The sequence below is a fragment of the Frigoribacterium sp. CFBP 13712 genome (assembly GCF_014842255.1).
Taxonomy (GTDB): domain Bacteria; phylum Actinomycetota; class Actinomycetes; order Actinomycetales; family Microbacteriaceae; genus Frigoribacterium.
Genome location: NZ_JACYVH010000006.1, coordinates 1 through 21,448, shown reverse-complemented (window position 1 = coordinate 21,448; position 21,448 = coordinate 1). Strand labels below are relative to the sequence as shown.

Here is a 21,448-nt window from a genome sequence, read left to right as displayed (position 1 = left end):
CTTTCGGTGGTGCAGGGCGGTTGTCGGGGGGCCCGGCGGGCCGGGGGAGCCTAGGAGGCGCGGGTCGGCTCGGAGTCGTCGCGCACGACCTCGACGCGCGGCCCGGACTCGGCCACCACGCGGATGCGGGTGCCGCGCTCGATGCGCACGTCGCTGACGGCGAGACGCCGTTCGAGTTCGCGGACGCCGTCGAGCCGGACCTCGCCGCCGGTCGGCGTGATGGTCTCGGTGGCGGTGCCGACGAAACCGACGGGCGACCAGTGGCCGCCGGTCTCGCGTCTGGTCACGCGGCGGATGACGATCTGGATCAGCACGAGGGCGACGAGCGCCATCGCGACGGCGATCGCGTACGTCCACCCCGGGGGCAGACCGCTCTGCAGCGTGACGATGCCGGCCAGGCCGAAGATGGCGAGCGCCGCGCCGACGGCGACGCCCGAGACGAGGCCGTCGCCGATGTCGAAGACGTCGAGCAGATCACCCACGACGATGCTGACCAGGAGGACGACGAGACCCACCGACCCGACGACGATGAACGTGACCATGCATCGAGACTGTCAGATGACGACGCCTCGCGCCTCGCCTGCACGGGGGAATGTGGACGGATCCGTCCGTGTGGAGGCGACCCGCGCCTCCTCGGCTCAGCCGAAGAGGATCGCGGCCTCGTCGTAACGGTGCTGCGGCACGGTCTTCAGGCTGTCGAGCGCCTCCTCGAACGAGACGTGCACGATGTCGGTGCCGCGCAGGGCGACCATGCGACCCCAGCGCCCCTCCTGCACGGCGTCGCTCGCCGCGAGACCGAGACGCGTCGCGAGCACCCGGTCGTACGACGTCGGGGTGCCGCCGCGCTGGATGTGCCCGAGCGTCGTCGCGCGGGTCTCGATGCCGGTGCGCTCCTCGATGATGGGGGCGAGGCGCTCGCCGATGCCGCCGAGACGAGGGCGGCCGAAGGCGTCGAGACCGCGCTCGGAGTGCACGTCGGTGCCCTGGTCGGGCACGAAGCCCTCGGCGACGACCACCAGCGGTGCGCGCCCGCGGTCGTAGGCGGACTTCACCCACGCGACGATCTGGTCCATGCTCGTCGCCTGCTCGGGGATGAGGATCGCGTGCGCACCCGACGCCATGCCCGAGTGCAGCGCGATCCAGCCGACGTGGCGGCCCATGACCTCGGCCACCATGCAGCGGCTGTGCGACTCGCCCGTGGTGCGGAGGCGGTCCATCGCGTCGGTCGCGATCTGCACGGCCGTGTCGAAGCCGAAGGTGTAGTCGGTGGCGCCGAGGTCGTTGTCGACCGTCTTCGGCACGCCGACGATCTTGAGGCCGGCGTCGGTCAGGCGCTTGGCGGCCGCGAGGGTGCCCTCGCCGCCGATCGCGATCATGGCGTCGATGCCGTGGCGCTCCATGTTCTCGGTGATGCGCGCCACGCCGCCGTCGCCCTCGAAGGGGTTCGTGCGGCTCGTGCCGAGGATCGTGCCGCCCTGCTTCGCGATGCCCTGGATGTCCTTGCGGACGAGAGGCACGATGTCGGCGTCGACCACCCCCCGCCAGCCGTCGCGGAACCCGACGAACTCCTGCCCGTGGATCTGCGTGCCCTTGAGGACGGCTCCGCGGATGACGGCGTTGAGTCCAGGGCAGTCGCCGCCGCTGGTGAGGATTCCGATTCTCATCGTGATGCTCCATCGCAAGGTCGGGCCCGGCCCGGAGGGCCGAGGTCGATCCCATCATGGCGTACTACCGTGGATGCATGACCGACCAGTCCACGCCGCGACCCCCGTCGCCGTGGGCGCGCTTCACCCGACCCGCACCCGGTGAGGATCGCTCGATCCCCCTCGCCGCGCCTCCTCGGCCGGTGAACACCCTGCCGGAGGCACGGGTCGCGTCGATCGCGCCGGTCGCCCCGCAGACCTGGTCGCCCGAGGCGCCCGAGCGCACGCCGTCCGGTCAGGGCGCAGCCGGGTCCGCTGCGGAGGGCACGCGCGCACCCGAGCACCGGGCCCGCGACGCCGACTTCGACTCGTACTTCGCACCCGCCGACGACGACGTGTGGGACGCTCCGCGGCCGCGGCACGACGACCCGGGGCACGGCCTGGCCGTCGCGTCGGTCGTCTTCGGCGTCTTCTTCGCGCCGCTCGGCATCGTGCTCGGGCTGGTCGCCGCCCACCGCTCGTCGCGCGCCGGCTTCTCTCGTCGGCTGGCCCTGATCGGCGTCGCGATCGGAGGCGTCGTGCTGATCGCGAGCATCGTCTACGGGGTCAGCGCCCTCGACTACCTGGCGCGCCTGTCGGCTACCTGCGCCCAGCTCGGCTCGGGCGAGTACGTCGACCCGGCCGGGCGCGAGGTCACCTGCGGCTGAGCCGCTCGCAGCCGGGACGCGCGCGACCGAGCCGCGCGCAGCCGGGCCGCCCGCAGCCGGGCCGCCCGCAGCCGGGCCGCGCCCCGAGTCGGGCGCAGCCCAGACGCCTCAGAGGCGGACGGTGCCCGTGTCGGCGATGTTCTCGGGGTGACCGCCGGTGATCGCGGCCTTCGCGTACTTGAGCATCGTGATGGCCTTGGGCTCGTTGCTCACCCAGTACTCGGCCGTCTCGACGTCGACCTCGAGCAGCGCGACGGTCGGGTCGTCTCGACCCTGGTCGAACCAGGCCTCGGCCGCGGTGGTCCACAGCTCGTCGATGATCTCGGCGTCCTTGACGACTGTCGCCTTGCCCGAGAGCGACAGGTAGCCCTTGCCGGTCTCGACCGCGACGTTGACCTGCGGGTGCGCGCGCACGTCGTCCGTCTTGGGCGACGGGTCGGGCGTGAAGAAGTAGACCTTGCCGTCGAACTCGCGGTCGACGATGGCCAGGGGTCGACTGACCAGGTGCTGGCTGCTGCCCTGGGTCGTGAGGATGCCGATGCGGCCCTTGTCGAGCACCTCGGAGATGCGCTTGATGTCGTTCGTGTCCGTCATGGCTGCGACGGTACGCCGGAGGCGCGGTGCGAGTCACAGTGAACCGCGCCTCCTCGTCCGCAGGCGTCGCAGACCACCAGCTGCTCGCGGCACTGCACGTCGCTGCAGTTCTGCATCCGCTTCGTGGCGTCGCCGCACCGCACGCAGCGGCCGAGCACCGCGGTGTGGTCGGAGAAGTCGACCGAGCCGCGCCCGTCGAAGACGTAGAGCGAGCCGTCCCACACGCCGTCGTCGCCGAAGCGCTCGCCGTAGCGGACCACTCCGCCCTCCAGCTGGTACACGCGGGAGAATCCGCGGCTCGTCATCAGCGAGCTGAGCACCTCGCAGCGGACCCCGCCGGTGCAGTACGTGACGATCGGCTCGTCCTTCAGGTGGTCGTAGCGCCCGCTCTCGATCTCGGCGACGAACTCGCGCGTCGTGGCGACGTCGGGCACGACCGCGTCGCGGAACCGCCCGATGCGCGACTCGAACTCGTTGCGGCCGTCGAAGAAGGTCACCTGCTCGCGGTCCATCAGGTCGTGCAGGTCGTCGGGGCTGAGGCGGGTGCCGCCGCCGACGACGCCCTGCTCGTCGACGCGCAGCTCGTCGGGGGCGCCGAAGGTGACGATCTCGTCGCGGACCTTGACCGACAGTTTGGGGAAGTCGTGACCGGTGCCCTCGCTCCACTTCGCGTCGACGCCCGCGAAGGGGGCGTACTGGCGCGTGGTGCGCAGGTACCGCTTGACGTCGGCGAGCTCGCCGCCGACCGTCGCGTTGATGCCGTGCGGCGAGAGCACGATGCGGCCGGTCAGGTCGAGCGAGCGGCAGAGCTCGCGCTGCCAGAGGCGGATGGCCTCGGGGTCGGCGAGCGGGGTGAAGACGTAGAACAGCAGGATCTTGGGGACGGCCACCGGAAGAGTGTAGCCATCGGTCGTCAGAAGCTGGATGATAAATGCACTATTCTGGGATGTGGCACGACAGGTCGACCGGTCGGTGCCCCCACCCACCACGAGGAGGATCGATGCCCATCCCGACGACCCCGTCGCCCACCCTCTGCCGGCGCCTCCACCGCGACGAGGTCTTCGAGCTCGTCCTCGAGGCGATCGTGTCGGGGCAGCTCGGCGAGGGCGAGCGCCTGCACGACACCGATCTCGAAGACTGGCTCGGCGTCTCGCGCACACCCATCCGCATGGCGCTCGCCCGCCTGGAAGACCTCTCTCTCGTCGAGACGGTGCCCAAGCGGTACACGCGGGTCAGCACCGCGCGGCCCTGGCTCGTGCGGCCTCTGCTGTCGACGCTCTGCTCGCTCGCCGATCTCGCGCTCGCCGAGGCGATCGCCGACGACGCCGCCCGGGTCGCGGTGGCGACGGCGCTCGACGGCCCGCTGCCGGTGGACGAGGAGGCGCGGGTCGCGTCGCCGACCGCGCCCCCGGCCATCGAGGCGCTCGTCTCCGCCGCCGAGGCGATGGCCACGGCGTCGTCGAACCGGCGGCTCGCTCAGCTGATGGGCCATTTCGGCCCCACGGTGCTGTTCCACGCCCGCTTCATCGGCGACGATCTCGACGAGGCGGGGCTGTCGGCGGCGCTGGCGGCCCTCCGCGCCGCCGTCGCCCGTGCCGACCTCGGCGCCTCACGCGTCGCCCTCGCCGAGATCGCGTCGGCGCCGGTGCTGCTCTCGGTCGTGCGTGCCGGCAGCGCGGCGGCGTGACCACCGGTGGTGTCAGTAAGCGCCGACGGGGCGGATGACCGCACGGACCGTCCGCGCCAGGACGACGGCGTCCGTCGCCGGAGTCCAGTCGTGCACGTACGAGAGATCGAGGTCGAGCCCGTCGTCCCATGGGAGGTCGGAGCGGCCGCCGACCTGCCACGGGCCGGTCAGACCGGGCAGCACGAGCAGTCTCTGACGCGCCCGGTCGCAGTAGTGGTCGACCTCGCGGAACAGCGCGGGTCGTGGCCCGACGAGGCTCATGTCGCCTCGGAGGATGTTCCAGAGCTGGGGCAGCTCGTCGATCGAGTAGAGGCGCAGCACGCGACCCACCCTGGTGATGCGCGGGTCGTCGCGCAGTTTGAAGAGCGGGCCGCCGGCCTCGTTGCGGGCGACGAGATCGGCCAGGCGGGTCTCGGCGTCGACGTGCATGGTGCGGAACTTGAGCATCGTGAACGCCTCGCCGTCGAGCCCGGCGCGCACCTGCCGGTAGAGGACGGGGCCGCGACTGTCGAGTCGCACGGCGAGGGCCGTGACGAGGGCCAGGGGCAGCAGGGCGACGATGAGCAGGGCGGCCACCACGACGTCGACGACGCGCTTCGTCACCCGGTGGGGTCGGCGTCGGACGGGCGGCAGCTCGACGCGGATGCTCTCGGCGTGCGGGCGGAGGGGCGTCGACGTCACCGGGTCACCCGCCGGGTCTCGGGCAGGGGCGGGATGTCGTCGAGCCCGGCGACCACGGGCCCGAGGGCGTCGCGACCGAGCAGCCCCGTGAGTGCGTCGCCCGCCTCGACCCACCGGCGATCGACGAGCGTCGCGACGAACGCGTCGAACGACGGGCGCAGGGCCGGGTGGTGCAGATCGATCGACACGTGGCGGGAGAGGAACGCCGCGCGGTGGTCGAGGGGCTCGGCGGCCTTGCGGGTTAGGGGGTTCTCGGCACGGTCGACGAAGACCGTCGTCTCTCGGACGACGTCGGCGCAGGTGGCGCCGTCGGCCGTCATCGCCTCGACGACGCGGTCGGCGATCTCCGCCGTCTCGTCGGTCGGGGCGTGCGCCGCCGAGCGGATGGCGTCGCCGTGCAGGATGCCGATCAGCTCGAACGTGTCGAGCAGATCGGCGACCGTCACCGACGAGATCCGGGTGTACCGGTTGGCCTCGATGTCGACGAGGCCCTGCGTCGCGAGACGCGCCAGCGCCTCCTTGACGGGTGTCTTCGAGACGCCGAGCCACGCGGCGATGTCGTCTTCGAACAGGCGCTCGCCCGGGTGCAGCGTGCCGTCGAGAATGGCGTCGAGCACCGATTCGAACGTCAGGTCACGCAGCAGTCGCCGGGGGCGACGTGTGGAGCGGTCGGGAACTGGCATGCTGCCTCCAAGGTCGGAAGCAAAACATATCAGCTGTCATTCTTTTAAGCCAGACCCGATATGCCGGTGTCGGCGGACCGCGCCGGCCGAGGGGGCTCGGCGGGGTCCGCCCGGCCTCAGCCGGGCTGCCGGGCGTGCCAGCGGCCGCGCACGACGAGGATGCCCGCGCCGATCAACGCGGCCACCAGAGAGCCCACCAGCACGCCGACCTTCACCACGTCGTCCTGCGCGCTGCCGGTGCCGTAGGCGAGCTCGCCGACGAGGAGCGACACCGTGAACCCGATCCCGGCGACGAACGACAGCCCCAGCACGTCGGGCCAGCGGAGGCTCGGGTCGAGCCGGATGCCCGGCAGGCGCGTCACGAGGAGCGACGCGCCGGTGATCCCGATCGACTTGCCGACGACCAGGGCGACGATGATCCCGAGGGCGACGCTGTCCGTCAGCGACTCGGTGAGGCCGCTGACGCCGCCCACCGAGACACCGGCCGAGAAGAACGCGAAGATCGGCACGGCCAGACCCGACGAGATCGGGCTCCAGCGCTCGGCGAAGTGGTGCGTCAGCGGGTGGCGCTCCTCTCGGCCGTCGGCGGTGACGTGCGTGACGCCGGCCCGTTTCGTCGCGATAGCGGGCACCAGGAGGCCCAGGACGACGCCGGCGATGGTGGCGTGCACACCCGAGGCGTGCACGAGGGCCCACGCGGTGACGCCGAGGGGGATCAGCAGCCACCACGAGCGCACCCCGCGGCGCACGAGCACCGCGAACGCGATCAGCGGCAGGACCGCGAGCAGGAGCGGGACGAAGGCGATGCCGGCCGTGTAGAACACGGCGATGATCGTGATCGCGATGAGGTCGTCGACGACGGCGAGCGTGAGGAGGAACGTCCGCAGAGCGGGTGGGAGGTTCTTGCCGACGACGGCGATCACCGCGACGGCGAAGGCGATGTCGGTCGCCGCCGGGATGGCCCAGCCCTGCAGGGCGTCCGGCCCGGCGTTCAGGTTGATCAGCGTGAAGATGACGGCGGGCAGGATGACGCCGCCGACGGCCGCCGCGATCGGGAGGGCGGCGACCTTCGGGTCGCGGAGCGAACCCGCCACGAACTCCTGCTTGAGCTCGAGGCCGACGACGAAGAAGAAGATCGCCAGCAGGCCGTCCGCGGCCCAGGTGCCCACGCTGAGGTTCAGGTGGAGCGCCTCGGGGCCGAAGCGGAGGTCCCGGACCTCCGAGTAGAAGCCGCCGGCCGGGCTGTTGGCGATGACGAGTGCGAGCACGGTGGCCACGAGCAGCAGCAGCCCGCCCGTGGTGTCGCGGCTGACGAAACGCGAGATGCGCTGCGCGCGGGATGCGCCTCCCGGGGCCTGCTGGGGGGAGGGATGGGTGGACGGAGCGTCGGACATGCGTGACCTCGGGGTCGGTGGAGCGAGAACGGGATGCGTGTCACCCGGCCTGGAGGTCGGGCGGTCTCAGCGCCGTGGCGGCGGGCAGCCGGCTATCTCGCCGTGGGCGTTGCTGCCCCACAGGCTCATCCACCCGTTCGTGCCGCACGTGCGCTTCGTCAGCACGCGGGCCTTCGGGAACGACTGCGCACGGACCGTCACGCGACGTCGCACGTGTCGGATCCGGGCGTGGCTCATGGTCTCCAGGGTACTTCGTCCGGTGCGATGCTCGCCGAGGCCTATCGCCCACCGGTGTCATCCAGGGTCAGCCGCCGCACGCTCGGCGCCGCGAGGGCCGCGGCGCTCGCCGCGACGATGACGACGGCGCATGCCACGAGCGTCGACGGCGTGCCGAACACGTGGGCCGCCGGGCCGACCAGGACCTCGCCGAGCGGGATCGCGACGAACGAGCCGACCATGTCGTACGAGTAGACCCGGGCGAGCGCCTCGCGCGGGATCCGGCTCTGCAGCGACTGGTCCCAGGTGATCGCGAAGATCTCGAGGGCGATGCCGCCGAGGGCGAAGGCGGCGATCAGGGCGGGCAGCTGCGGAGCGAGTCCGAGGGTCGCGACCGGCACCGCGGTCACGGCCATGAGGCCGACCCCGACGGCCAGCCCCCGCCGGGGTCGCCAGCGCAGGGCGATCAGCGCGCCCAGGGCCAGGCCGCCGGTCTGGGCGGCGATCACGAGGCCCCAGGCGCCGCGCCCGAACGAGTCGTCGGCGACCACGGGGCCGAGCACGGTCGTGGCGCCCACGAACGCGGCGTTCAGGACGGCGAACTGGGCGACCACGATCCACACCCACGAGCGCCGCGTGAACTCCTGCCAGCCGTCGCGCAGATCGCCGAGCACCGACGGGCTCCGCCCCGCCTCGGGTGCCGCCCGGGGTCGGCGGGGCAGTCGCAGCCGGGTGTACAGGGCGCCGGCGAGGGCGAAGCCCGCCGCATCGACTGCGAGACCCCAGCCCGGCCCGATCACCGCGACGAGACCCGCCCCGGCCGAGGCGCCGACGATGCTCCCGCCGTTGAGCCCGAGTCTCAGCAGGGCGTTCGCCGGGCGGAGGAGGTCGGTCGGCACCGTCTCGGGCACGAGCGCCGCGGCCGCCGGCAGGCTGACGGCCGCGACCGCGCCGTTCAGCACGCTCATCACGACGAGGGTCGGGATGGTCGCCGTGCCGGTGATCACGAGGGCCGCGACGACGGCCTGCGTCGCGGCCGCCGCCAGCGAGGCGCCGACCAGCACGACGTCGCGGGGCAGACGATCGGCGATCACGCCCCCGAACAGCAGCACGGCGACGTTGGCCACGGAGCGCGCCGCGACGACGAGCCCGAGATCGGCCGCCGACCCGGTGAGGTCGAGCACGGCGAAGGCCAGGGCGATCGGGGCGACCGCGTTGCCGAGGATGCCGGTCGTTCGTGCGGCGAGCAGCCAGCGGAACGAGGGGTGCGCGAGGGGACCGCCTCGGGTCGGGACGTCTCCGGAGGCCGAGGAGGCGCCTCCTCGGTCCGCGGTCACGGTCGCCTCAGGGCGAACAGCGCAGCCGTCATCGACACGGGGCTCGTGCCGGGCGTGCGCGGCGGTCGCGCCCGGGCGTGCAGCAGGGCCGAGGCCTGGCCGACGTGGCGGACCACGCGCTGCCACGTCTCGTCGTCGACCCAGAGCTCGGCGTCGGTCGACAGCTGGGGCCCGACGGCGCGACGGCCGGATCGTCGGCGGAGCTCGTCGATCAGGGCCTCGATGTACTGGGCGCGCTCCTCCTGATCGTCGGGTCGGGACGCGCCGGGGGAGGACGGGTCGCGGGGGTCGGGGCTCGGGTCGAACGGCCGGGCCGACGAGACGTGCCGATAGCGCTTCGCCTCACCGCCGCGGATCCGCACCAGCTCGACGACCTCGATCAGACCGACGCGCTCGAGCACCCGGAGGTGGTAGCTCGCGGTCGCCTGCGACAGGCCGAGTTCGCGCCCGGCCTCGGCGGCGCTCATCGCGGCGCCGGTGAGGAGGGAGAGGAGGCGCAGGCGGATCGGGTGGGCCGTCGCGCGGAGTTCGTCGAGTGCGGACACAGGCCAACCCTGGAGCCCGCGACGCCGACCGTCAAATGCCTCTTTGGGGGTCGGTCGCTGCGGGTGACGGGGGCGGCGTCTACCATCGCCGCATGCCCGATCCCGCCCTGACGCCCGACGAGGCCGGGGCTCCGATCGAGACGACGTACCGTCCGAGCGAGCACGTCGACGTGCGGGCGACGCTCCGACCGCTGTCACGCGGTTCGGGCGACCCCGCGTTCCGGGTGGTCGGCGGCGCCCTGTGGCGTGCCGTGCGGGCGCCGACCGGCCCCGCGACGCTCCGCCTCGAGTCGACGACCGACGGCATCCGCGCCCACGCCTGGGGCCCGGGCGCCGACTGGGTCGTCGAGGCCGTCCCCGAGATGCTCGGTCGCGGAGACGACTGGTCGGGTCTCGACGTCGCCGACAACGCGTTCCTGCGCGATGCCCGCCACCGCCTCCCCGGCCTCCGCCTGACGCGCACCAACCAGGTCGTGCAGATGCTCGTACCCGCCGTGCTCGAGCAGAAGGTGACGAGTCGCGAGGCCTGGCGGGCCTGGCGCGACCTCGTGCGCCGACACGGCGAGCCGGCGCCCGGGCCCGCGCCCGACGGGCTCGTCGTGCCGCCCGACGCCGCGGGGTGGCGGCGGATCCCGAGCTGGGAGTGGCACCGCGCCGGGGTGGGCCCCCAGCGATCCGACACCGTGATGCGGGTCTGCGCCGTCGCGCCGTCGCTCGAGAGGACGCTGGCGCTCGGTCGCGGCGGACCGGAGGTCGAGAGGAGGCTGCGATCGATCCCGGGGATCGGCGTGTGGACGGCCGCCGAGACTATGCAGCGGGCCCACGGCGACGCCGACAGCCCGAGCGTCGGCGACTACCACCTCCCGGCCCTCGTCGGCTGGGCCCTGATCGGGCGACCGGTCGACGACGACGGCATGCTCGAACTGCTCGAACCGTGGCGCGGTCACCGCGAGCGGGTCATGCGGCTCATCTCGGCCAGCGGGTTCTCGAAGCCGAAGTTCGGCCCGCGGATGACCATCCAGGACCACCGGTTCCACTGACGCCCCGACAGGCGCGCGGAGCCGGGCGCGCGGAGGCGGCGGCTCAGGCCGCCGGGCGGCCCGTCGGCGCGTCGGGCGACGCGTCGCCGCCGATCGCGTCGAGCACCCGATGGGAGAACGAGTGCAGCGCCGCCGCATCCGAGCCGAGGGCCGCGACGAAGTACTCGCCGATGGCGGCGGTGTGACCGCGGGTCGCCGTCAGCATGGCCCGGCGGCCGTCGGCGGTGAGCTCGACCCAGGTGCCCCGGCCGTCCGTCGAGCAGTCCGAGCGGCGCACGAGGTCGCGGCGCTCCATCCGCGTGACCTGATGGCTGACCCGGCTCTTCTCCCAGCCGATCTGCTCGGCGATGTCACGGACCCGGAGGCGCCGGTCGGCACTGCGACCGAGCCCCACCAGGATCTCGTACTCGGCCGCCGACACGCCCGACTGCGTGTGCAGTCGGAGCTCGAGCGCGCGATCGAGACGTCGGCGCATGGCGTAGAACGCATCCCAGACGGCCCACTCGTCGTCGGTCAGTTCGTGGGCCATTCGCCCAGTGTAGAGACGGTGGTCCGGCATATCCTCGGGCCATGTCCGATGTGAACGCCGCCGACCTCACGCAGCAGACCGTCGAGACCGCCGGTCGGTGGCGCCGGGCCGCGAGAGACGCCCCGGCCGAGGCGTCGGCGACCCGTCTCGCCCGCGTCGTCCGAGACGCCGAGGGCCTCGAGTTCACGGCCGCGTTCGTCGACGGCGTCGTGCTCGTCGACGACCACGCCGTCGCGGCGCGTCGTCTCGACCAGCTCAGCCGGGCGATGCCCGACTCCCTGCCCTGGCACCTGCGGGCCGCCGTCTCGACCGGGGGTGGGTTCGGCCCCCTGGCGCCGCGCGCCGTGATGCCCGTCGCCCGCCGGGCGTTCCGGCGCCTGGTCGAGCACCTCGTCGTCGACGAGAGCCCCGACAAGCTCGGCGCGCACCTGTCCGCCCTCGCGTCCGGCGGCTCGCGGACGAACCTCGCCCCGCTCGGCGAGCCCGTCATCGGCCCGGCCGGGGCCGACCGCCGCCTCGCGCGGCTGCACGACCTGGTCGCCCGCGACGACGTGCACCACGTGTCGGTCTCGCTGCGCGACGTCGGCGGCCCCTTCGGCCCGTGGGCCCTCGACGAGACCGCCTCGGCCCTGGTCGCCCGGCTGACCCCGGTGTACGAGCTCGCGCTCGCCGGCCGGGTGCCGACGCTGATCGACCTCGACATGGGGCGGCGCGGCGAACTCGACCTGACCGTCGACGTCTTCACGCGCCTTCTCGACCAGCCCTCGCTCAGGCGCCTCGAGGCCGGGATCGCGCTGCAGGCCTACCTGCCCGACGCCCTGGCGACGCTCGAGCTGCTCACCGACTGGGCGCGGCAGCGGGTCGCCGACGGCGGGGCCCCGATCCGCATCCGACTCGTCAAGGGCGCGAACCTCGCCGCCGAGGCCGTCGACGCGTCCCGTCACGCGCGGCCCGCGCCGACCCTGCCCACGAAGGCCGCGACCGACGCGTCGTACCGGCGTCTGCTCGACCACGCCCTGCGACCCGAGAACGCCGCGGTGGCGCACGTCGGCGTCGCGACGCACAGCCTGCTCGACCTCGCCCACGCCTGGACCCTCGCGCAGCAGCGCGACGTCGTACCCCACGTCGTCTTCGAGGCCGTGCACGGGCTGGCGCCGGCGCAGACCCGCGCGGTCGCCGCCGAGGTCGGCGGCATGGCGATGTACACGCCCGTCGCACCGCCGGAGGAGTTCGACGCCGCGATCGGCGGACTGGTGCGGGGGCTCATCGGCGGCCCCGTCGGCGTCGACCCGGCCGACGGGCCCGGGTTCGAGCGCGAGGTCGCCGCCTACCGTCGGTCGGTCGCGGCCGCGGTCGCTGCCGGCGTCGACGCCGCGGCGGGGACCGAGGGCGCGCCCGGCGGCGACACCGCGGAGGGTGGGCCCGCTGATCCGACCTCCGGCGTCGAGTCGGGCACCGGGTTCGTCAACACCCCCGACGCCGACCCGGCGCTCGACCTCGCCCGGGCATGGGGCCGGCGCATCCTCGTCGCCGCGCAGACGTCCGAGCTCGGTCTCGCGCAGATCGACGGCGCCCGGGTGCCCGATCACAGTCGGCTCGAGGAGACCGTCGCCCGCACCGTCCAGGCCGGAGTCGCCTGGGGTCGCCGCGACCACGCCGAGCGCGCCGCCCTGCTCGACGCCGTCGCCGCCCGGCTCGACTCCCACCGGGCCCGCCTGATCGAGGTCCTGATCAGCGAGACGGGTTCGACGCTCAGCGAGGCGGCCCTCGACGTCGGCGCGGCGGTCGACGCCGCCCGGTGGCACGCGGTTCTCGCCCGCGGTCTGGGCGACGTCCGCGGGGCCCGCTACGCGCCTCCTCGGCTCACCGTCGTCGTGCCGACGGCCGACTCCGCCGTCTCGACCCTGGTCGGCTCGGTGTCCGCGGCGCTCGCGGCGGGCAGCGGCGTCGTCGTCCGCCCCGCGCTCGAGGCGTGCCGCACGGCCTCGGTGGTCGCCGACCTGCTCCGCTCGGCAGGCGTGCCCGCCGAACTCGTCGCGACGGCGATCGTCGACGACCTCGGGCTGGCGCACGATCTGCTCGTGCACCCGGCCGTCGACCGCGTCGTGCTGCACGGCCCGTTCGAGACCGCGGCGGGCGTCCGCTCGTTCCGGGGCGACCGCGAGCTCTGGGCCGAGACGCCCGGGCTCAACTCCGTCGTCGTCGCCGAGACCGCCGACCTCGACCGAGCGGCCGTCGACGTCGTGGCCGGCGCGTTCGCCCACGCCGGTCAGGCGCCCTGGGCCGCCCGGCTCGTGGTCGTCGTGGGGTCGAGGTCGCGGGCCGCGGGCTTCCGTCGTCGTCTGGTCGACGCCGTCGCCGCGCTGCGGGTCGGCCGGCCGGACGCCGCCACCACCGACGTCGGGCCGCTGATCGCTTCCGCCGAGGGGCCGCTGCTCGCCGCCCTCACCGAGCTCGACCCCGGAGAATCCTGGCTCGTCGCGCCCGAACGACTCGACGACGACGGCGTGCTCTGGCGGCCCGGCATCCGAGACGGCGTGCGCCCGGGCGGCGCCTTCACCCGCCCCATGCCGGGCGGGCCCGCGCTCGGACTCGTGCACGTCGACACCTTCGCCGAGGCGGTCGACCTCCAGAGCGCGCTCGAGCGCTCGTCGACGGCCGGGTTGCATTCGCTCGACGTCGACGAGGTCGAGCAGTGGCTCGAGGCCCTCGACGTCGGCTCGCTCGTGGTCAACCGCGCCGTCGCCGCACCCCGGGCGGGTCGGAGCCCCTCGGGCGGGCGCCGTCGCGCGTCGGTCGGGCGGACCACCGCCGCAGGAGGCGCGCACACCGTCATCGCGCAGGGCGCCTGGTCGAGAGCGGCCCGGTCGCTCGAGAAGTCGTTGCAGCTCGACGGCGTCTCCGAGCCGGTTGTCCGCCTGATCGAGGCCGCCCGTGCGAACCTCTCGTTCGACGAGTTCGACCGCATCCGCGCGGCGGCCCGCAGCGATGAACGCGCCTGGCGAGACGTCTTCGGCGCCTCGCGGGCCCTCGGCGGCCTCGAGGTCGAGCGCACGGTGCTGCGTCACCGCCCCGCGTCGGTCGTGCTGCGGCTCGCGTCGGGCGGCGACCCCGTCGACCTCGTCCGTCTCATCGCCGCAGCCACTCGGGCGGGGGCGCGCATCGACCTCAGCACCGCTCTGCCCCTGCCCGCGGCGCTCCATCTGCTGATCACGTCTCCGCAGTCGCCTGTCGAGGTAGGGGCGGTGATCGTCGAGAGCGACGAGGCCTTCTTCGACCGTGCGGCCGTCGGGTCGCTGCAGCAGATCGACGACGTCGATGACCCCGCGATCGAGCTCGGCATGACGCCCTCCGCCGCCCAGCGCCGTCGTGTGGCCGACTACCGCGGGCTGCGCATCCGCCTCGTCGGCCGGGGGCGGACGGAGCTCTCGTCCGCCGTCGGGCACAGCGCCGACGTCGCCATCTGGACGGGCGAGGTCACCGACGAGGGCCGGGTCGAGCTGCTCCCCTTCGTGCACGAGCAGACGGTCACGGTGGCGGCCCACCGCGACGGGCGGCCCGAGGCGGCCCTCCGCGACCTGCGGCTCTGACGCGGGTGCGGGTGCGGGCGCCGGGCGGGCCTGCGCTCGAGCCCGCGCTCGCGCGCTAGCCCGTGCCCGCGCCCGCGCCTGCGCCCGCGCCCCCGCCCGCGCTCGGGGGTCAGTAGTCGCCCTTCGTGGGTTTGCGAAGGGCGCTTTCTGACCACTCGACGCCACGCGACGCGCGGCGCTCGGTCACGTGAGGTCAGGCGAGCTCGCGCCTCGAGTGGTCAGAAGATGTCCTTGGTGGCCTCGCGAAGAGCATCTTCTGACCACTCGACTCGTTGCGCGCGGGGCGAGGCCGGGCTCGGTGGTCAGTAGTCGTCTTTCCTGGCCTCGTGAAGGGCGCTTTCTGACCACGGACCCGGCGCGCGGCACGTGCGACGCTCAGGCGGGGTGGCGGCTGATCAGCTTCGACAGGACGATCGCGCTGCGGGTGTGATCGACGTTCGGGGCGTTGCGGACGCGTTCGAGCGCCTCCTCGAGCGACGGGATGTCGCGGCTGCGCATGTGCACGATGGCGTCGGCGCTGCCCGTGACGGTGCCGGCGTCGACGACCTCGGGCACCGTGCTGAGGATCCGCTGCAGCTCCTGCGGCGACACGGTGCCTCGGCAGAACAGCTCGACGTACGCCTCGGTGCCCAGGCCGTCCACCGTCGGGTCGACCTGCACCGTGAAGCCCTTGATGACGCCGTCCGCGACGAGGCGGTCGACACGTCGCTTCACCGCCGAGGCGCTCAGCCCCACCGACGCCCCGATGTCGCCGTAGCCGGCGCGGGCGTTCTGGCGCAGCAGGTCGATGATGCCGAAGTCGAGATTGTCCACCCCGAGACCCTACGGCAACTAGTTGCGTGATCCAGGCCCATAACGCACATTCGTTGCGTCGCAGCCCGGCCTCCTGCGCCCGGTGCGTGTGACACTGGCACCCGTGAGCATCACGAGCGACTCCGTGGACACCGCCGGAGACCCCCAGCCCCCGATCACCCGTCGAGCCACCCCGCGCACGGTGCTGATGTGCCGACCCGACCACTTCACCGTGAGCTACAAGATCAACCCGTGGATGGACCCCGCGGCGCCCACCGACACCGCGAAGGCGGTGGCCCAGTGGCAGGTGCTCTACGACACCTACGTCGGCCTCGGTCACGACGTGCACCTGATCGACCCGATCGACGGCCTGCCCGACATGGTCTACGCGGCGAACGGCGGATTCGTCGTCGACGGCAAGGCCTACGGCGCCCTGTTCACCTACCCCGAGCGCCAGCCCGAGGGCCCCGCCTACATGGACTGGTTCCGCGAGGCCGGCTTCGACGTCGCCGTGCCCGACGAGATCAACGAGGGCGAGGGCGACCTGCTCCTCGTCGGCGACGTCGTGCTGGCCGGCACCGGGTTCCGCACATCGACCCGCTCGCACGACGAGGTCGCGCGGGTCTTCGGTCGCGAGGTCGTCGGGCTCACCCTCGTGAACCCCGCGTTCTACCACCTCGACACGGCCATCGCGGTGCTCGACCCCGAGCCCGTCGAGGGCGGCCAGAACATCGCCTACCTCGAGAGCGCCTTCGACGCGGCCTCGCTCGAGGTGCTGCGCGAGCGGTTCCCGGACGCGATCCTCGTCGACGAGGAGGACGCCGCCATCCTGGGGCTCAACTCGTACAGCGACGGCTACAACGTCGTCATCGCCGCCCGGGCGACGGGCTTCGAGCGTCAGCTGCGCGAGCGGGGTTACAACCCGATCGGCGTCGACCTCTCCGAGCTGCTGCTGGGCGGCGGCGGGGTGAAGTGCTGCACCCTCGATCTGCGACGCTGACGGTCGACCCGACCCGCGCCTCCTCGGCGGTCGCCGCTCAGCCGCGACCGTCGGGGCGGACGAACAGGTAGACGACGCTGCGACCCGTGCGGTGCTCTTGCGCGAGGTCGTAGCCGAAGCCGCCGAGGGTGTTCAGGTCGGGGTCGTCGAGCGCATCGATCTGCAGCCGCGCGATCCACAGGCGGTCGACGTCGGTGAGGCGCTCCTGCAGCTCGGCGCGCTGCGTCTCGTCGTCGAGGCCGAGGGTCACGTCGGTGAAGCGGCCCTCGGCGGCGCCCGAGCGGACGAACGCGACGTCGTCGAGCCCGTCGAACCGGTCGGGGTACGCGTAGAACGCCTGGCGGGGCCGGGTCGACACCGTGCCAGAGGCGTCGAGCACGAACGCGTCGCCGGGCCGGGCCTGCTGCTCGATGTAGCCCGCGATCTGACGCAGGTCGGCCGCACCGCCCTTGCCCGTCGGCTGCCGCTGCAGCACCCAGGTCGGGGCGGAGGCGACGACGAGCAGGGCGATCAGCGCGATGCTGACCCATCGGCGCCGGAACCCCGTGATCGCCACGCTCAGCAGCAGGCACATGCCCGGCGCCGCGAACACGACGAGGCGCGCCTGGAAGACCGGTTCGAGCGCGAGACCGGCGATCAGCAGCAGACCCACCGGCAGCACGACCCATAGGGCTCCGAGCAGCACGATGCTGCCCGGGGTCCGTGCCCGGTCGCGCAACCGCGTGCCGAGCAGGATGAGCAGCACCAGGCCGATCACCGCGTACGCGATCGACGTCGCGAACCACGGCTCGACCAGCACCGTCCACCATGTGATGTCGGCCCCGGTCGAGGGGTCGTCCGAGCCGAGCAGCCGGTTGCGCTCGCTCAGCACCGTGCCGATCATCGGCGCCGTCGCCAGCAGCGCGGCCCCGGTCGAGAGCGACCAGCCGAGGAGGCGGTGGCGGGCTCCCCGACGTCGGCGCTGAGCCGGTGCCAACGCGAGGAACACGCCGTGCACCACGACCATCAGGGCGAGCGGGACGAACGTCGCGATGGACGCGGCGAGACCCGCGCCGTACGCGAGCCACCACCACCAGCTCTGACGCCGCGACGCGACGAGCACCAGCACGGTGACCCAGACGGCGAGGGCGGCGGTGAGGGCGTACGGCCGGGCCTCGATGGCCTCGAGCGTGAGGCGCGGCAGCACCGCGTAGACGACGGCGGCGAGCACGGCCGTCATGCGGCTGGTCAGCATGCGGACCAGCACGAGCACGCCCGCGGCCCCGAGACCGGTGAACAGCACCCCCGGGAGGCGCGTGGCGAACTCGCTCTCGCCCATCAGGCCGATCCAGGCGTGCATCATCAGGTAGTAGACGCTGTGCACCGCGTCGCGCTGACCCAGGAACGCGATCAGGTCGGGCAGCGGCATGCGGGCGGCGATCAGGGTGGTCGCCTCGTCGCTCCAGTACGAGGGGATCCAGCTGCCGACACCGGCGACCACGAACGCCAGGAGACCGGCCAGCAGCGGGTCGAGCCAGCGGTGGCGCGGATGCGCGACGCCGGGGTCGTGGCCGATGCTCACGCGACCTCGCAGCGGCCGGCGCGACGACCGCGCCCGAGGACCGGCAGTGATCCGTGACCCGGCAGTGATCCGATACCCGGCAGCGACCCGATACCCGGCTTAAAGACGACAGGCCCCGCCGAGACGGGACCTTGAGTGGCTGGACACGGCATCGATCCGTGGACCTTTCGATTTTCAGTCGAACGCTCTACCAACTGAGCTACCCAGCCGTGGGGGCCTGATCGAACAGGTGCTTCGACTCTCTGGCCCACCGGGAGGGACTGGCCCTCCAGACGAGAAACTCGCCTTGGCGACCCTGACCGGACTTGAACCGGCGACCTCCGCCGTGACAGGGCGGCGCGCTAACCAACTGCGCTACAGGGCCAAACAATTGCTACTTATACTAACCGGACTCTGGATCGTTGCCGAACCAGTGACCCCAACGGGATTCGAACCCGTGCTGCCGCCGTGAAAGGGCGGTGTCCTAGGCCACTAAACGATGGGGCCGTGTGTTCCGAAGAGCACAGAGCAACCGAGAGACGAGCATACGGACCAGGCGGCGTTAATGCAAAACGTGGTCGGCGATCGCCCGTGCGCGGCCGGCGTCTCCGACCGCCGACCGCGACGTCGCTCCGGCGTGTCACCCCCCGGACGGGTCGGGCGCCGTTAGTTTCGACCTGCGCTTGAAGGTCTGAGGGGCCGCAGGCGGCGTCACCCCGTTCTCGAACGAATCGATCCTGCATGAGTCTCTTCCGCCTCCTCGGCCGCTCCGGTGCGTCGCGCCCCGCTGCCTCGACCCGTCGCCGTCGTCGGGCGACCGCCGTGGTCGTCGCCCTCGCTCTGGTCGCGGGCGTGGGCGTCGGCGTGACGGGCGGTCCCGTCGACTCGGCTCAGGCGGCGAGCTACCCGTCGTGGGCGGACGTGGAGAAGGCACGCGGCGACGAGGCCGCGAAGGTCGCCGAGATCAAGCGGCTCGAGGAGATCCTCGACCAGATGACGAAGGACCTCGACCGCAAGAACGCCGACGCGAAGAAGAAGGGCGACATCCTGCAGAAGGCGCAGACCGCCTTCGACGAAGCGCAGTTCAAGACGCAGCAGCTGCGCGATCAGGCCGACTCGGCGGCGACCGTGGCCGCCGCCAGTGAGGAGCGCGCGGGGCAGCTCGCCGCGCAGCTCGGCCGCTCGGGCGGCAACGGCAACGACATGACCGGCACCCTGATCGCCGACCCGGGCGACGCGGGCGAGCTGCTCTACAAGCTCGGCGCGATGACCAAGCTGACCGAGCAGGCCGACGGCATCTACTCGCAGGCCACACAGGATCGCAACACGGCGCAGTCGCTGACCGACCAGGCCGCAGTGGCCGAGGAGGCGCTGGGCGAGTTGGCCGCGAAGGCGCAGGCCGCGCTCGAGGTCGCCAACGAGGCGGCCCGGGCCGCCGCCGACTCGCTCGCCGAGCAGCAGGAGAACGGCGCCCGCCTCCAGGCGCAGCTCGTCTCGCTCAAGACGAACGCGGACACCACACAGGCCCAGTTCGAGAAGGGCGAGGCTGAGCGCAAGAAGAAGGAGGCCGAGGCTGCGGCCCGCGCCGCCCGTCTCGGCAGCCCGACCTCGGGCACCCCGGTGGGCGTCACGTCGAGCTTCGGCTGGACGCGCCCGTCGGGCGGGAACGTCGTGAGCGGCTTCGGCATGCGCGTGAACCCGGTCACCGGCGCCTACATCCTGCACGCGGGCACCGACCTGGCCGCCGCCTGCAACACCCCGATCTTCGCCGCCACGGCGGGCACCGTCGTCTACGCCGGCTGGTACGGCGGCTACGGCAACTACGTGCTGATCGACCACGGCAACGGCATCACGACGGCCTATGGACACCAGCCCGACGGCGGCATCATGGTCGGCGTCGGCCAGCGGGTCGCGCTCGGCCAGCAGATCGGGCACGTCGGCTCGACCGGCAACTCGACGGGCTGCCACCTGCACTTCGAGACCCGCATCAACGGCACGGCCGCCAACCCGGTCGCCTTCATGGCGCAGCGCGGCATCACGCTGTAGCGGGCAGACGCTGTCTCCGAGCAGCGCTCCTTGTGTGTTGGATGCGGCTGCAACGAGTGCGGACTTCGACGTCCACCGGTCCAACTAGTTGTCGAGCGCTACCGGCCCAGGTTCTCGCTTATCAGCGCCCAGAGAGCGAGCTTCTGGAAGCGGCACACGTCTTCGTTAAGTCAGATGGGCGCAAGGCCAGCTGTCGCCCGGTTGATGAACTCCTCGATTGCAAGATCCGTCGGGTTTTCGGATGCAGAGAGGTCGGCGCGCTCAGCCGACCCCCGCGCGTCAGCCTGGTCAGCGAGCCTGTGGGGGTGAAAGGCAGAGATTCAAAGATCCAACTCCGGTTCAGGGTCGAAGAAGATGGCCAGAGCGCCGGTCATCTGGATCCAGACGAGTACCCCGAGGATGAGAACGATGCCAACGCAGATCGCGACGACGGTCTTGCTTCGAAACACGACTAGGGCTACCTTTCGATCAACTGTTATTGCAAACGAAAGGTTTACCTATGTCTGCACGAAGGTCAAGCTCGTTGATCGGCCTCATCACGATCTCCGCGCTGGTGGTCACTGCGGGTGCTGCGCAAGCTGACGACTCCGGTTCCGTCCGTGACGTTCGCTCAATCTTGAACCAGGTGGCCCGGGCGACCGTCGAGGAAGATAGGCACGTTCTGGCGGAGACGACGACCGAGGCAAGCGCCACGACGGAAATGTCGATGCTTCTCGAACTCGATGACGTGACTGTTGCCGTTCCGCGCGCCGGCAACGAGAGTATCCGCATCGAATCTGACGTCGCGACCGTGGGTATCGGGCGCCCCTTTGAAAGCGACTCGTCCTCAGCATTTATGGTCCAGGACGGCGTGACTGCATCCGAGAACTTCAACGGAACGAGGACGACGACAGCCGTCAAAGAAGACGGGACCCTGCAGATCGCGACAATCCTGGACGGCCCGGAAGCTCCCGAGCGCTTCGACTACGACCTGGAACTCCCGGAGGGAACTGTCGTGCGCGAGGACGGCGGCCTGATCTTCCTTGAGACAAGGCTGGGAGTCCTCATCGGTGGTTTCACACCAGCCTGGGCACTCGACGCGGCCGGGACCGAAGTCCCAACACGATATGAGCTCGACGGGCACACGCTGACGCAGGTCGTTGATCACAAAGACGCCGATGGAGTGATCTACCCGATCACGGCAGATCCCGCGTACTCCCACGGAATGATCAGCCAGGTGAAACACGAGAGATGGAGGAACGGCGGTTACGAGATTAGGTTCACAGTCACTGCTCTGGCTCGTGCAACGCAGCTCGTGAATCCAGGCTTCGTCTACTCAGCGGGCCTCGCGGATCTCCGTCAACATCATCCGAACTCGATGCAATAGCGCACCATGGCTCAGCAGTGGGATTGCCATGTCGTCGGTCTGCTTGCAGTTGTCAACG

General features: G+C 72.1%; 21 protein-coding genes and 3 tRNA genes. 7 read left to right on the top strand and 17 right to left on the bottom strand.

Annotation, left to right across the window (positions count from 1 at the left end; translation table 11 throughout):
* Positions 1-50: 50 nt before the first annotated feature.
* Positions 51-542, bottom strand: a complete 492-nt coding sequence (locus IFT51_RS11120) for a hypothetical protein (protein ID WP_192061156.1) — start codon at positions 540-542, stop codon at positions 51-53.
* A gap of 96 nt (positions 543-638) precedes the next feature.
* A complete protein-coding gene (locus tag IFT51_RS11115) occupies positions 639-1,664 on the bottom strand; it encodes a 6-phosphofructokinase (RefSeq protein WP_192061155.1) in 1,026 nt (341 codons plus the stop codon).
* 77 nt (positions 1,665-1,741) lie between these two features.
* On the opposite strand from IFT51_RS11115, the gene IFT51_RS11110 reads away from it, so the two are divergent.
* A complete protein-coding gene (locus IFT51_RS11110) occupies positions 1,742-2,350 on the top strand; it encodes a hypothetical protein (protein WP_192061154.1) in 609 nt (202 codons plus the stop codon).
* 108 nt (positions 2,351-2,458) lie between these two features.
* Here IFT51_RS11110 and IFT51_RS11105 read toward each other — a convergent pair whose 3' ends face one another.
* Both IFT51_RS11105 and IFT51_RS11100 read right to left on the bottom strand, forming a co-directional pair.
* A complete protein-coding gene (locus IFT51_RS11105) occupies positions 2,459-2,944 on the bottom strand; it encodes a pyridoxamine 5'-phosphate oxidase family protein (RefSeq protein ID WP_192061153.1) in 486 nt (161 codons plus the stop codon).
* The gene (locus IFT51_RS11100) at positions 2,941-3,834 is read right to left on the bottom strand and encodes a rhodanese-related sulfurtransferase (RefSeq protein WP_192061152.1); all 894 of its coding nucleotides are present in this window, start codon (positions 3,832-3,834) and stop codon (positions 2,941-2,943) included. Before IFT51_RS11100 ends, IFT51_RS11105 begins: the two co-directional genes overlap by 4 nt.
* Before the next feature lie 110 nt (positions 3,835-3,944).
* Here IFT51_RS11100 and IFT51_RS11095 point away from each other — a divergent pair, with 110 nt between their 5' ends.
* On the top strand, positions 3,945-4,631 hold the full coding sequence (locus IFT51_RS11095; protein ID WP_192061151.1) for a GntR family transcriptional regulator: 687 nt from the start codon (positions 3,945-3,947) through the stop codon (positions 4,629-4,631).
* 12 nt (positions 4,632-4,643) lie between these two features.
* Here the strand turns inward: IFT51_RS11095 and IFT51_RS14870 are convergent, their stop codons facing one another.
* The 6 genes from IFT51_RS14870 to IFT51_RS15635 form a co-directional block, all read right to left on the bottom strand.
* Complete coding sequence (locus tag IFT51_RS14870; protein ID WP_371740765.1) at positions 4,644-5,312, bottom strand: sugar transferase; 669 nt, start codon at positions 5,310-5,312, stop codon at positions 4,644-4,646.
* Positions 5,309-5,995, bottom strand: coding sequence for a GntR family transcriptional regulator (locus IFT51_RS15170; RefSeq protein ID WP_197982001.1), 687 nt, complete (start codon positions 5,993-5,995; stop codon positions 5,309-5,311). Before IFT51_RS15170 ends, IFT51_RS14870 begins: the two co-directional genes overlap by 4 nt.
* 116 nt (positions 5,996-6,111) lie before the next feature.
* Positions 6,112-7,389, bottom strand: a complete 1,278-nt coding sequence (nhaA, locus tag IFT51_RS11085) for a Na+/H+ antiporter NhaA (RefSeq protein WP_192061150.1) — start codon at positions 7,387-7,389, stop codon at positions 6,112-6,114.
* Positions 7,390-7,455: 66 nt separating this feature from the next.
* Positions 7,456-7,626 (bottom strand): hypothetical protein, encoded by a 171-nt coding sequence (locus IFT51_RS11080; RefSeq protein WP_192061149.1) that lies wholly within the window; start codon positions 7,624-7,626, stop codon positions 7,456-7,458.
* 41 nt (positions 7,627-7,667) lie between these two features.
* Positions 7,668-8,942 (bottom strand): MFS transporter, encoded by a 1,275-nt coding sequence (locus tag IFT51_RS11075; protein WP_192061148.1) that lies wholly within the window; start codon positions 8,940-8,942, stop codon positions 7,668-7,670.
* Positions 8,939-9,487, bottom strand: coding sequence for a helix-turn-helix domain-containing protein (locus IFT51_RS15635; protein WP_192061147.1), 549 nt, complete (start codon positions 9,485-9,487; stop codon positions 8,939-8,941). Before IFT51_RS15635 ends, IFT51_RS11075 begins: the two co-directional genes overlap by 4 nt.
* A gap of 92 nt (positions 9,488-9,579) precedes the next feature.
* Here IFT51_RS15635 and IFT51_RS11065 point away from each other — a divergent pair, with 92 nt between their 5' ends.
* The gene (locus tag IFT51_RS11065) at positions 9,580-10,527 is read left to right on the top strand and encodes a DNA-3-methyladenine glycosylase (protein WP_192061146.1); all 948 of its coding nucleotides are present in this window, start codon (positions 9,580-9,582) and stop codon (positions 10,525-10,527) included.
* Between the two features lie 43 nt (positions 10,528-10,570).
* Here IFT51_RS11065 and IFT51_RS11060 read toward each other — a convergent pair whose 3' ends face one another.
* A complete protein-coding gene (locus tag IFT51_RS11060) occupies positions 10,571-11,056 on the bottom strand; it encodes a MarR family winged helix-turn-helix transcriptional regulator (protein WP_192061145.1) in 486 nt (161 codons plus the stop codon).
* A gap of 41 nt (positions 11,057-11,097) precedes the next feature.
* Between IFT51_RS11060 and IFT51_RS11055 the strand changes: the two genes are divergently transcribed.
* On the top strand, positions 11,098-14,646 hold the full coding sequence (locus IFT51_RS11055) for a proline dehydrogenase family protein (protein WP_192061144.1): 3,549 nt from the start codon (positions 11,098-11,100) through the stop codon (positions 14,644-14,646).
* Between the two features lie 375 nt (positions 14,647-15,021).
* Here IFT51_RS11055 and IFT51_RS11050 read toward each other — a convergent pair whose 3' ends face one another.
* Complete coding sequence (locus IFT51_RS11050; RefSeq protein ID WP_192061143.1) at positions 15,022-15,459, bottom strand: Lrp/AsnC family transcriptional regulator; 438 nt, start codon at positions 15,457-15,459, stop codon at positions 15,022-15,024.
* 124 nt (positions 15,460-15,583) lie between these two features.
* On the opposite strand from IFT51_RS11050, the gene ddaH reads away from it, so the two are divergent.
* The gene (gene ddaH / locus IFT51_RS11045; protein WP_371740776.1) at positions 15,584-16,438 is read left to right on the top strand and encodes a dimethylargininase; all 855 of its coding nucleotides are present in this window, start codon (positions 15,584-15,586) and stop codon (positions 16,436-16,438) included.
* Between the two features lie 37 nt (positions 16,439-16,475).
* Here the strand turns inward: ddaH and IFT51_RS11040 are convergent, their stop codons facing one another.
* From IFT51_RS11040 to IFT51_RS11025, 4 genes are all read right to left on the bottom strand, one after another.
* Complete coding sequence (locus IFT51_RS11040; RefSeq protein WP_192061142.1) at positions 16,476-17,999, bottom strand: glycosyltransferase family 39 protein; 1,524 nt, start codon at positions 17,997-17,999, stop codon at positions 16,476-16,478.
* 136 nt (positions 18,000-18,135) lie between these two features.
* Positions 18,136-18,208: transfer RNA gene (locus IFT51_RS11035), tRNA-Phe, on the bottom strand.
* Positions 18,209-18,286: 78 nt separating this feature from the next.
* A tRNA-Asp gene (locus tag IFT51_RS11030) sits at positions 18,287-18,363 on the bottom strand.
* Positions 18,364-18,412: 49 nt separating this feature from the next.
* A tRNA-Glu gene (locus IFT51_RS11025) sits at positions 18,413-18,485 on the bottom strand.
* A gap of 234 nt (positions 18,486-18,719) precedes the next feature.
* On the opposite strand from IFT51_RS11025, the gene IFT51_RS11020 reads away from it, so the two are divergent.
* The gene (locus tag IFT51_RS11020) at positions 18,720-20,024 is read left to right on the top strand and encodes a M23 family metallopeptidase (RefSeq protein ID WP_192061141.1); all 1,305 of its coding nucleotides are present in this window, start codon (positions 18,720-18,722) and stop codon (positions 20,022-20,024) included.
* A gap of 320 nt (positions 20,025-20,344) precedes the next feature.
* On the opposite strand, the gene IFT51_RS15375 is transcribed toward IFT51_RS11020, so the two are convergent.
* On the bottom strand, positions 20,345-20,473 hold the full coding sequence (locus IFT51_RS15375; protein ID WP_256415657.1) for a hypothetical protein: 129 nt from the start codon (positions 20,471-20,473) through the stop codon (positions 20,345-20,347).
* 74 nt (positions 20,474-20,547) lie between these two features.
* Here IFT51_RS15375 and IFT51_RS11015 point away from each other — a divergent pair, with 74 nt between their 5' ends.
* Positions 20,548-21,390, top strand: a complete 843-nt coding sequence (locus IFT51_RS11015) for a hypothetical protein (RefSeq protein WP_192061140.1) — start codon at positions 20,548-20,550, stop codon at positions 21,388-21,390.
* The last annotated feature ends 58 nt before the right edge of the window (positions 21,391-21,448 follow it).